General features: G+C 71.0%; 7 protein-coding genes and 1 pseudogene. 2 read left to right on the top strand and 6 right to left on the bottom strand.

All coding sequences use genetic code 11. The features are described from left to right. The 6 genes and pseudogenes from AOP78_RS15085 to AOP78_RS12410 form a co-directional block, all read right to left on the bottom strand. Positions 1–499, bottom strand: a pseudogene (locus tag AOP78_RS15085) (hypothetical protein); the annotation flags it as partial. 101 nt (positions 500–600) lie between these two features. After that, positions 601–1593: a hypothetical protein gene (locus AOP78_RS12430; RefSeq protein WP_062205201.1), complete on the bottom strand. Its 993-nt coding sequence runs from the start codon at positions 1591–1593 to the stop codon at positions 601–603. Further along, the gene (locus AOP78_RS12425; RefSeq protein WP_062205198.1) at positions 1593–2147 is read right to left on the bottom strand and encodes a sigma-70 family RNA polymerase sigma factor; all 555 of its coding nucleotides are present in this window, start codon (positions 2145–2147) and stop codon (positions 1593–1595) included. Before AOP78_RS12425 ends, AOP78_RS12430 begins: the two co-directional genes overlap by 1 nt. A 139-nt stretch (positions 2148–2286) precedes the next feature. Continuing rightward, entirely contained in the window at positions 2287–4455 is a 2169-nt protein-coding gene (locus AOP78_RS12420; protein ID WP_062205195.1) for an acyltransferase family protein, read from the bottom strand. Further along, positions 4452–6572, bottom strand: a complete 2121-nt coding sequence (locus tag AOP78_RS12415; RefSeq protein WP_160297638.1) for an acyltransferase family protein — start codon at positions 6570–6572, stop codon at positions 4452–4454. Before AOP78_RS12415 ends, AOP78_RS12420 begins: the two co-directional genes overlap by 4 nt. A 40-nt stretch (positions 6573–6612) precedes the next feature. After that, on the bottom strand, positions 6613–7299 hold the full coding sequence (locus AOP78_RS12410; RefSeq protein WP_062205188.1) for an MOSC domain-containing protein: 687 nt from the start codon (positions 7297–7299) through the stop codon (positions 6613–6615). Positions 7300–7411: 112 nt separating this feature from the next. Between AOP78_RS12410 and AOP78_RS12405 the strand changes: the two genes are divergently transcribed. Together AOP78_RS12405 and AOP78_RS12400 are read left to right on the top strand one after the other, a co-directional pair. Then, positions 7412–8278 carry a CPBP family intramembrane glutamic endopeptidase gene (locus AOP78_RS12405; RefSeq protein WP_236685379.1) on the top strand — a complete coding sequence of 289 codons (867 nt, stop codon included), beginning with the start codon at positions 7412–7414 and terminating at the stop codon, positions 8276–8278. Between the two features lie 140 nt (positions 8279–8418). After that, complete coding sequence (locus tag AOP78_RS12400) at positions 8419–10893, top strand: lysylphosphatidylglycerol synthase transmembrane domain-containing protein (RefSeq protein WP_083980112.1); 2475 nt, start codon at positions 8419–8421, stop codon at positions 10891–10893. The last annotated feature ends 426 nt before the right edge of the window (positions 10894–11319 follow it).

The raw sequence follows: 11319 nt of genomic DNA, 5'->3' as shown, positions 1-11319 counted from the left end.
CCGCCACATACGGATACTTCGCACGCATCGGCCTCGCGCCACCGCCAGCGCTCACACCAGACGCGCCATCAGCGGCGCCGTCAGAGGCGCCGTCAGACGACGCAGGCTCAGGCGCCCCCGAACCGGCGGGATCCGCGTCGCACGAACCGGCGCCATCCGCGTGGGAAGCGTCCGGGTCGGGCACCGGGTCGAAGGCCTGCCCCGCCGACATCGACCGCCGAGCACCACCGACGGACCCCCCACGAGCCTTCGAGATCAGACGCTCGGCAGTGCCGAAACCCTGCCCACGCGCAAAACCTCCACCAGGCTGATCCGGATCCGACCGGCGCATCACCTCACCCGCCACCCGCGACACCAACGCCCCCGCGAGCCGCTCAAGATGGGACACCGCCTCAGTCAGATCCAGCAGCTCCCTCGCCGACACCGACGACACATCAAGCGCCGCAAGCACACGCACCTGCGCACTCACCCGCTCGACTTCACCGACCCCGATCACCATGACCACAGTCCATCAGAGGGGTCTGACAATCAGGACAAACAAGACATCACCTGGGGAGATGGGTCATCGCTCGGCAGCCTGGGGAGGAGGCGCGAGGCACCTCAGGAGGTGAGCGCGGCCGCCGCGGAGGACGTCGGCGCCGCAGACGACGTCGCCGACGCAGACGATGTCGCCGACGCGGAAGGCGTCGCCCACGCGGGCAGGCACCACGCGGGCGCCACGACCTCGGCGTCGATGGGCGCGGTCACCGCGCCCCCCACGAGGGCCTCGGTCGACCGGGTGACGCCGAACTGGAACGCGGCCACGCCGACCCAGTCGATGGTCAGGATCCCGTCATCCCCGGAGTCGACCACCTGGGTGGAGCCGTCCGGGAAGGTGATCACGACCGCGTGCACGTCCGTGAAGTCGACCGTCATCGCGTCGGCGCCCGCGGCGATGTCCGACACGACCCACGCCCCGGTGGAGTCGGGCAGCCCGTCGTCGCGGTAGATCCAGTATCTGGTCTCCGGATCGGTCAGGTCCCAGGTGCCCAGGACCGAGACGCCCGGCCCCACCGACGCCGTCACCAGGTCCTCGCTGCCGGCGAGACCGTACGACAGCGTGATCGCATCGTCGGTCCAGGTCAGGATCACGTCGAGCGACGTGCCCGACGGCATCGTGACCTGCAGGGTCTCGCCCGTCGCGGCGGTTCCCTCGAGCAGGTGGTCGGCGATCGGGATCTCGACGGTCCCGTCGCCGGTGCGCGTGAGCTCGAGCCGATCCTCGCTGAGCGTGGCCTGAATCGCGCCGCCCACGCTGCTGAGGATGTCACCGTCGGAGATCCCGTCGTCCCACCATTCCTGCAGGTCCTCAGGCATCGGCACGCACGCGGGTGCCGTCAAGGGATTGATCGCCCGATCGACCGACGGATAAGCGACGGCACCCACCCCGACCACCACGGCGAGCCCGAGCCCCACGGACCCCAGGGCACGCGCACGCCTGCGCCGTCGCACATGCTCGGCGACCGTGGCCCCGCGCACCGCCGCGAACTCGGTGCCCGAGAGCCGGCGAGAGCCGTCCTCGAAGTCGTCGTGCAGCATCGTCCTGATGTCCATCACCGGCCTGCCTTCCTGGGCCGCGCGGCCACCACGGCGGCGGTCGCCGCGCCGCCTCGCCATTCGACGTCCTCGCCGAGCGCCCCGGCGAGCCTGGACGACGCGTCCGACAGGTAGCGCTTGACGGTCCCCTCGGCGAGGTGGAGACGATGCGCGATCTGCGGCACGGTGAGGTCGTCGTAGAACCGCAGGACGATGCAGGCTCGCTCGCGTGCGGGAAGCTCGGCCAGGGCGGCACGCACGTCGAGGACGACGGCGCGGTCACCGTCGTCGGGAAGCGTGGGCGCGCGCCTTGCGAGCCGTTCGTACGCCGCGGAGAGCGATCGGCGGGACCGGTAGCGGTCGATGAAGACGCTCGGGATCGCCTGCTTGACATAGGCCTCGGCACGGTCGGCGTCGGGAAAGGAGCGCCCCCGACCGAACGACCGCACCAAGGCGTCCTGAAGGACGTCCTCGGCCTCCGCATCGTCCCTGGTCAGGAGCCGGGCATACGCGAGGAGGCGCGGCGCGCGCGACCGCATCACCTCATCGAGCATCGGCTCCCAGCGCGCCATCGGGCTCCCTTCGCGTCGTCGAACCGTCAGGTCCGACGCCCCTCACTCCAGCATCATCACCCCGTCAACGGAGCGGCACCACGAAACCGTTGGGTGGGCCTCAGCGGCGCGCATCGAGGCGGCCAGGCGCTGGAGGGCATCAGCGGCTCGAGCCGGCCAGGAAGTCCTCTCCGACGCGGTCCACGACGACGGGGACGAGCGAGCGCACCCATGTCGCCGTGAGATGACCCACGTTGTCCTGGTAGACCTCCGCACCGTGCACGGCGGGAAGGCACAGCGCGTCGTCGCAGTAAAGGTCGGTGAGGTCGACGACCCGCACCTCGTCGGTCGAGAACTGCGAGGCGGCCGCGACCTGATAGTCCTCCGTGAGCGCCTCCTCGCGCGTCTGCGCGCACGCGAGCGCGTCGTCCTCCCAGGTGAGCTCGAGGCACTCGAGGATGTCGGTCCTGGTGGCCGGGCTGTCGCGGAACGCAAGGATCCGCGCACCCGACTCCACGAGGGGGGCCCACTGATCCACGAGGCCCTGGACCGCCGCCGCCTCACCCGAGTCGAAGGCGCCCTGCTGGAACTCCCGGCCCTGGATCTGACTCGTGATGACGAGCGTCCACGACCGCGACGCGGCGTAGGCCGCCGCCTCCTCGTTCCACTCGGCGCAGCGCTCGGGGATCAGCGACGTGTCGTGCACGCGATCGGCGGCGGAGAACGGGCAGCTCGCGCGCGTGGCGATGTGGAGCGTCCAGTCGTACCGGTCCGCGAGCTCGAGCGCGAGCGGCGTGAGCTGCCGCGCGTGGCTGTCGCCGATGAGGAGGACGTCGCCTACCTCACCGGTACCGCCGACGTACTCGCAGGCGGAGAACCCGCGCTCGGTCTTGTCCATGTAGCAGTCCGGGTCGTCGAGCAGGATCTGCGCGACGTCGTCAGCAGCGAACGCGGGGTTCGGCACGAGCGAGTCCGACGCCCCTTCTGAGCAGCGGGAGGGGTCGGCGGCGCCGGCAGCGCCGAAGCACGAGTCCAGGTCCGCTGCGGCCTCGGCGGCGTGGGCCTCGAACTCGGCGACCTCGTGCGCGCGCCAGGCATTCGTCGCCACGGGGATCGCGCACGCGAGCACCATGCCCGCGGCAAGCGCCGCGAACACCCTGGACGGACGCTTCAGCCACGCGGCGCGACTCTCGATGACCGGCCTCTCGACGAGCCGGTACGACGCGGCCGCAAGAACGGCGACGAGCGGCAGCGCGAGCGCGAGGGCGGGACCCGACAGCGCGCGACCCACGACGTAGGGAAGCAGGACCAGCACCGGCCAATGCCAGAGGTACACCGAGTAGGAGGCGTCGCCGAGCGCACGGACCGCGCGCGCCGAGTACAGCCGTTCCGGAGAGCCCCTGCCGGCGACGGTGCCGGCCGCGATCACCAGCATCGTCCCGACCACCGGGACGAGCGTCGGGAGGCCCGGGTGAGGCGTGTCCGCGTCGAACGTCGCGATGGCCGCCGCGATGAGCACGAGTCCGAGCCACGCGAGGACGATCCGAGCGCGGGGCGCGCGCAGCGCGGCGGGGACCCGCGCCGACAGCGTCGCGACCGCGACGGCGAGCAACGTCCCCAGCCCGAACTCCCACGCCCGTCCCAGGGTGTGAAAGTAGTACTCGGGCGAGTCCGAGCGGCTCGTGACGACGGCGAAGGCGAACGACGCCGCGACCGCGACCGCGATCACCGCGCCGACGACGCGGGCGACGCGGGCGACGCGGCCAGCCGCGAACCGGGCGGTGAGCGCCGCCGCACCGAACACGAGCAGGGGCCAGACCAGGTAGAACTGCTCCTCGACGGACAGGCTCCAGAAGTGCTCGACGGGCGAGGACGCGGCGCCCTCGGCCAGGTAGTCGACGGACTGGGACGCCAGAGCCCAGTTCTCGAAGTACAGCGCGCTCGCGATCAGCTCGGCGGAGAACTGGCGCCACAGGCTGACCGGCACCACCACGACCATCGCCGCTCCGGTCACGACGATGGCGAGCAGCGACGCGGGCATGAGCCGACGGACCCGACGCGCCCAGAACGGCACGGGGTTGCGTTGACCCCGCAGCGCGTCCCGCAACAGATGGCCGCCGATGAGGAAGCCCGAGATGACGAAGAAGACGTCGACGCCCACATACCCGCCGGGAAGCAGCCCGGGCCAGAAGTGGAAGGCCACGACAGCCGTCACCGCGAGCGCGCGGAGCCCTTGGATCTCGGGCCGGAAGCCGGTTCGCCGGGACGATGCGTCCTGCTGGGCTCCCGGCGCGGGGGCGTCCGCGACGACGACCTGGGTGGATCTCACGGCGCGGTGTCGGGGACCGCAGACGGGGTCGCGGCGACCACCTCGGGCACCTCGACGCCCATGCGCTCGGCGAGGTACGGCGCGAGCGAGCGCGCGAACGGCGCGGTCATGTGGTGCGAGTCGCGGTACACGGTCGCGTGACCGATCACGGTCGAGCACGTGTCGTCGTCGCAGAAGACGTCGGTGAAGTCGATGACGGACGCGAGGTCGGCTCGCTCCGCGGCGGCGTCGACGAGTGGATCCGGGTAGAGCGACTTCGCCCGGTCGAGCGCGCACTCGTCGGCGTTCGCGAGCACCTGCGCACCGTCGCCGAGCTCGGTCAGGCAGTCCAAGGTGCCGGCCTGGGCGCGAGGCGTGTCCCGCAGGACGGTGATCGACCGGATGTTCTCGGGGAGGGCGTCCCACGCGGAGACGTAGCCGTCCACCGCCGTCTGGTACCAGTCGCGTCCGCCGGCGGGCACGACCTCGTTGCTCGACGAGGCGGACGTGATCATGCTGGTGATCTCGGGGTGCGTGTCCAGGTACTCGGCCGCCTCCGCGTTCCAGTCGGTGCACATCTGAGACCAGTCGCCCGTGCGCTCTGCCTGCGTGAACGGGCACGAGGCCCTCGCGATCACGGTGAGATGCCAGTCGTTCGCCTCGGCGACCTGGCGGATCGCGGGCAGCCAGTGGCCCACGTGCGAGTCGCCGACCACGGCGACGACCTCGGACGCCTCCTCGACGGGGACGCCCTCGTCGCACACGCGCATGCCGGGCTTGTCGAGCGCCTGGACGCAGGTGCTCTCCTTCTCCCCAGCGGCGGCGGCGGGCACGGGCACCACGATCCCCTCGAGGGGAGCATCGTCGCAGGAGCCCGCCGACAGGACGGACGCGGCGCCGTAGCAGAGCCCCGCGGACTCGGCGAGCTCGACATCGGCCTCGTCCGTCTCGGTGGCCCGCGCGGCCGCGGTGTGGAGCGCGTACGCGGAGGCGAGGGTCACGACGGACAGGCTCAGGCCGAGCCCGATCGACACGAGCGGGTGCCGCCGGGTCAGGGCGGGCAGGGCGCGCAGCGGCTGCTCGACCCATCGATAGGTGGCGGTAGCGAGGACCACGGTGATCGCGGCGATCACGAGCTTGTCGGGCCAGGCGAGCGTCCTGCCGATGACGTAGGGCGCGACGATGATGAGCGGCCAGTGCCAGAGGTAGACGGAGAAGGACAGGTCGCCGAGGCGCTGCACCCACCAGGCGCCACCGATCCGCATGGGTGACAGCGCGTCGTCCCCGGGGCGGGCGACGATGATCGCGAGGGTTCCGAGGACCGGCCACAGCGCGACGACGCCCGGGAACGGGGCGTCCGCCTGAAGCAGCACGACCGACGAGCCGACCGTGGCGATGCCGACCCACGCGAGGATGGACCGGCCCCGGTCGGACAGGACCGCCGCCGGCAGCACGGCCACGATCGCTCCCGCCGCGAACTCCCAGGCGCGGGTGGGCGTGACGAAGTAGGCCTGGGCCGGGTCGGTGCGCGTGAAGACGGCGGAGAAGACCAGCGAGGCGATGCCCACGACGGAGATCATCACGAGCGGCGCACGCTTGCGGCCCCAGCGCACCGCGATCGCGAGTGCCCCGAGCAGCAGCAGGGGCCACACGACGTAGAACTGCTCCTCGACGGAGAGCGACCAGTAGTGCTGGACGGGGCTGGCCGCGGCCTCGGACGCCATGTAGTCCACGGAGTCGGCCGCGAGCAGCCAGTTCTCGCCGTAGACGGTGGCGGCCGCGACGTGACGTGCGGTGTCCGCCCACCGGGTCACGGGCGTGAGCAGCGCGACCATCGCGACCGTCGCGAGCAGTACGAGCAGGGACGCGGGCAGCAGCCTCCGGACGCGCCTTGCCCAGAACTCCCAGAGGTGGATCGTGCCCGTGCGCGCGTGCTCGCGGAGCAGCAGCGACGTGATGAGGAAGCCGGAGACGACGAAGAACACGTCCACTCCGACGTATCCGCCCGAGAACCGCGCGGGCCACAGGTGGAACAGGAGCACCGAGCCGACCGCAAGCGCACGGATGGCCTGAATGTCGGGCCTGAAGGCGCGCGCCGCCACAGGCCGCCGCAGCCCTGGCTCAGCAGTCGTCGTCATAGGTAGGCCTCTCCTCGCTTCCGTGCACCCCGGCGAGAGCCTACGTGCTCGCGAGGACCACCGCGTCCCCCACCGCGACCTCCCCAGCCGTCGCGACATCGCAGTACACGGCCGCCTGGAGGTCGCGCGAGCCGCCCAGCGCCTTGAGCCACCGTGTCGTCCCAGACACCCCGTCCTGAGGGAGGTCGATCGTCCGACAACGCGTGATCCGTTGGACCGGGGCGAGCACGGCAGACCCGATCGACAGCCGGTTCCCGAACCACGTCTCCTCGACGAAAGGCTCGTCCGTCTGGAGCACGAGGTTCACGCGCAGCCGCCGTGGATCCGCGTCGACTCCGAGCTCGCGCGCGCACCAGTCGAGCGTCGCCGTGCCGATCAGCGAGATCGCCCCGTCGTCGAAGTGCTTCACGTCCGTCTCCAGCGCCATGGCGACGTCGGCGTCCATGGCCCGGCGCAGCGCATCGTCCATCTCCTGCGACCCGGCCGGCCATTCCGAGGCCCCGTCGCTCACCCGAACCTCGCCGTCGACGGTCCGCGCGCCGAAGCCGAACACGGCGTCGCGGCGGACCATCCGCTTCGTGTTCTTGCCCGACGCGAGGCGGGAGTCGGCGTCGCGCACGGCCCACGCGCGGTCGCCGACGAGCCCTCGCGCGTCCAGCGTGACGGCGGGGAGCGACTCCCCGCCCATGGACTTCACGGGGTACCGGCGGATCGACACGATGCGCATGCAGCCACTGTAGGCGGGCGACAAGGGGGATGGACGATGCAGGGGCGGCGATCGCGCGCCCGGCTCCGGCGCTCTTGGCGAATTCAGCGGGGCGCTCACTAGGGTGAGCAGGGTGAGCGATTCCCCGGCCATGGAGTCCGTCCCCGCCGTGCCCGAACCCCTGCCCGAGCCCGTGCCCGCCAGGCCCGAGCCCGTCCCCGCGGATGCGGCCTCGGGCCCCTCCCCTCGCCGCCTCAAGTTCGAGATCGCGATCGTCCTCGGCCTGTCGCTGGGCCAGTCCGCCGCCTACGCGATCACGCAGTTCATCGAGTACTACGTCAAGCAGGTCGACATCAGCACGACGACGTCGACGCTCAACAGGTCGACGTCGTCGGTCGCGTGGATCGACCTGGTCCAGCAGCTCATGGTCATCGGCTTCCGGCTCATGCCCGTGCTGCTGGTGTTCTATCTCTTCTCCGACCGCGGCCGCTCGGCGTGGCGCGCGCTGGGGCTCGTCGGACCCTGGTCCCGCGTCAAGGGCGACATCGGCTGGACCTTCGGGATCGCGGCGATCATCGGCATCCCCGGCATCGCGCTGTACGCGGTCAGCCGCGCGCTCGGCATGACGGTGAACATCGACACCTCGGGCCTTCCCGACCAGTGGTGGGCGGCGACGATCCTGCTGCTGTCCGCCGCGAGCACCGGGATCCTCGAGGAGGTCATCGCGGTCGGCTACTTCGTCACCCGCCTGCGCGAGATGCGGTGGGGCGTCCCCGCCGCGATCCTCGCCTCCGCGCTGCTGCGCGGCGCCTACCACCTGTACCAGGGGTGGCCGATGGCGCTCGGCAACGTGGTCATGGGCGTCGTGTTCGCGTACGTGTACGTGCGGCGCGGAAGGCTGGGGCCGCTGATCGCGGCGCACCTGCTGATGGACTCGATCGCGTTCATCGGGCCCGAGCTCGCGCCCGAGTCCTGGCTCGTGTGGCTCGGCCTGCAGTAGGAGTCGTCTCTCAAGGGACGATGCGGCGGCGACGGAGGATGCTCCGGTCGCCGAGGCAGTGACGCTGGGTGGCGACGCGCCCTGGCCGTTCGCTCCTCCAGGACACCTGGTGTCCCACCGTCCCCTCTAGACTCGCTGGCATGGCCGCAGACGCGCTCGTGGAACAGCCGGAGAAGCCGGCCTCCCCACGACAGGTGCGCATCGTCGACACCCCGGAGGAGCGGGTCCACCGCTTCACCGACCTGCTGTCGCTGATCGCGACGCTCTTCGGCATCGTGCTCGTGCTGCTCATCGGCGCTTACGCCACCGGGACCACCGAGGGCATCACGGAGGACGTCAGCGGCTTCGCGCGCGTCCTGCAGCGCCTGCTGGTCGCGCCGGTCAACATCTTCTCCGGCATCGTCACGCTCGTGATCCCGACGATCGTGATCATCGACATGGCCGTGCGCCGCGAGCCGCGCCGCATCCTCGAGATGATGGGCGCCTCGCTCCTGGCCTTCCTCGCGACGGTCGTCGCGGCGGTGACGACGATCTACTTCGGCGCCGACGAGCTCGTCAACTCGCTCTCGATCGCGAACGACGAGGGCGAGCTCATCGTCCAGCTCCCCGCCTACATCGCGGCCGTCGCCGCGATGCTCACCGCCGCCGGCATGCGCTCGAGCAGGCGCGTCCTGTCGTGGTCGTGGAACCTGGTCTGGGCAGCGATCGCGGTCGCCGTGATCTCGTCGATCGTGACCCTGCCCGCGGCGCTCGTCACCGTCCTCATCGGCCGCGCCACGGGCCTCCTCCTGCGCTGGTCGATCGGCTCGACGGCGGACCGCGCGTACGGCGAGGCCCTGGTCGAGGGGATCCGTCGCGCGGGCTTCGAGCCGAAGTCCCTCGTGCGGGCGGATGTCCACGACGAGTTCGCACCCGTCGACCTGGACGAGGTGTCCGCGGCGATGGGTCGCACCCGGCAGGGCCGCGTGTACTCGCTGACGACCAAGGAGAACCACCACCTGCTCGCGATCGCCTTGGACGGCGACCAGCACGCCGCGGGCTTCCTGGTGAAGTTCTGGAACACGCTGCGGCTGCGCGGCATCGACGCGCGCGCCGACGTATCGCTGCGCCACTCCGCAGAAGCGACCGCGCTCGTCTCGCACGCCGCGCGCAGCGCAGGCGTCCGCACCGCCCGAGTGCTCGGCATGAGCCACATCCGCGACACGATGCTCCTCGTCTACCAGCGCCCGACCGGCGTGCGCCCGTTGTCCGGCATCCCGGCGGAGGAGATCTCGGACGCGCTCCTGGACGCGATCTGGCAGCAGGTCGGCCACGCCCACGACGCAGGCATCTCCCATCGCGCGATGTCGGCGGACACCGTGCTCGTGGCCGCCGAGGACGCGACGGATCCCGTGGTGTGGCTGACGAGCTGGGAGCTCGGCGAGGTGGCGACGTCCACGCTCGCGAGGCGCATGGACCTCGCGCAGACCCTCGGGATGCTCACGCCGCTCGTGGGCCGCGAGCGCGCCGTCGACTCGGCGCTGCGCGCCATGAGCGAGGCCGACATGGAGCAGGTGGCGCCCCTGCTGCAAATGCTCATCATGCCCCGCGCGACCCGTCACGCGCTGAGAGCGTCGCACCATCACGCGCTGCAGGAGCTGCGCTCCGAGATCATCGAGCGCCTGCCCGACGCGGACATCGAGACCGAGAACATCCAGCGGTTCGGCTGGCGGACGATCCTCACCCTGTTCCTCGGCATCATCGCGGCGGCGATCGTCATCGCGTCGTTCAACACCCAGGAGATCCTCTCCGCGCTGGACGACGCGAACCCCTGGTGGCTGCTGGTCGCGCTGTCGTTCGACCTGCTCACGTTCGTCGGGGCGGCCATCTCGCTCGCGGCGTTCAGCCCCATCCGGATGCCGTGGAGCCACGTGCTCCTCACGCAGGCGGCCGCCGCCTACATCGCGCTCGCGGTGCCCGCGGGCATCGGTCCCGCAGCGCTCAACCTGCGGCTGCTCACCAAGCGCAAGGTGCCGACGCCGCTCGCCGTCGCGACGGTCGCGCTCGTGCAGGTGAGCTCGATCATCGTGACCGTCACGGCGCTGATCCTGCTCACCCTGACGACGGGATCCGAGGGCACCCTCGCGGCGCTGCCGAGCACCTCGGTGCTGATCGGCGTCGCCGTGGTCGCGGGTGTCGTCGCGGTCGCGCTCACGGTGCCGCGCGTGCGCAAGCTCGCCGCCGCACGCGTGATGCCGATGATCCGCCAGACCTGGCCGCGACTCTCGCAGGTCATCGGTCAGCCATGGCGCATCGTGATCGGCGTGCTCGGCAACCTCGTGCTCGCGGCGGCCTACGTCGGCGCGTTCTGGGCCGTGCTCGAGGCGTTCGGCCAGGACCTCGCGCTGATCGACGTCGCGGTGCTGTACTTCCTGTCCAACGCGGTCGGAGCCCTCGTGCCGACGCCCGGCGGCCTGGGCGCCGTCGAGGGCGCGCTCATCGCAGGCCTGACGGCGGCGGGACTGGGCGCGGTCGCCGTGCCGGTCGCGATCATCTACCGCCTGATCTCCTACTGGGCCCGCATCCCCATGGGCTACTTCTCGATGCGGTTCCTGCAGAGGCGCGGCGAGATCTAGGTGTTGTAGGTTCGCGCGGCAATGGACGCCAGTTCGGCAATCCGGCCAAGTTGGCCAGTTGCGATCCACCCAGCGGAGCGGATTCGCGCCCTCCGGACGCTCCTACACGCGCCTCGCCCGGCACTCGGCGTGTCGGACCGCAATTCGAAGGCGACACGCACCGCGCGAAGCAGGATGCGTGTCTGAGCGTCCGCAAAGCACGACCTTAGGGGGCAAGGGCTGGCGAGGACTCGTGCTTGACGGGTCACGGCAGAGTGCCAGCGTGAGCAGCGAATTGGCAGATCTTTCGCTTGACAGCGCCTCGTGCTGGACGATGTGGCGACCGTGTCGCGTGGTGCCCATGCATGCACGTTCAGGCAAGACACGACCAGCGACCAGATATCCAATTTATATAGACGTTTAGGCCAAGGACAGCACGCGTTCGTG

Source organism: Demequina salsinemoris (assembly GCF_000974805.1).
GTDB lineage: Bacteria > Actinomycetota > Actinomycetes > Actinomycetales > Demequinaceae > Demequina > Demequina salsinemoris.
This window is presented reverse-complemented; position numbering and strand designations above follow the sequence as displayed.

Bases quoted from the DNA above. Each gene is read 5' to 3' on its own strand.
- AOP78_RS12430 (WP_062205201.1), bottom strand. From the start codon at position 1,593: ATGGACATCAGGACGATGCTGCACGACGACTTCGAGGACGGCTCTCGC.
- AOP78_RS12425 (WP_062205198.1), bottom strand. From the start codon at position 2,147: ATGGCGCGCTGGGAGCCGATGCTCGATGAGGTGATGCGGTCGCGCGCG.
- AOP78_RS12415 (WP_160297638.1), bottom strand. From the start codon at position 6,572: ATGACGACGACTGCTGAGCCAGGGCTGCGGCGGCCTGTGGCGGCGCGC.
- AOP78_RS12410 (WP_062205188.1), bottom strand. From the start codon at position 7,299: ATGCGCATCGTGTCGATCCGCCGGTACCCCGTGAAGTCCATGGGCGGG.
- AOP78_RS12400 (WP_083980112.1), top strand. From the start codon at position 8,419: ATGGCCGCAGACGCGCTCGTGGAACAGCCGGAGAAGCCGGCCTCCCCA.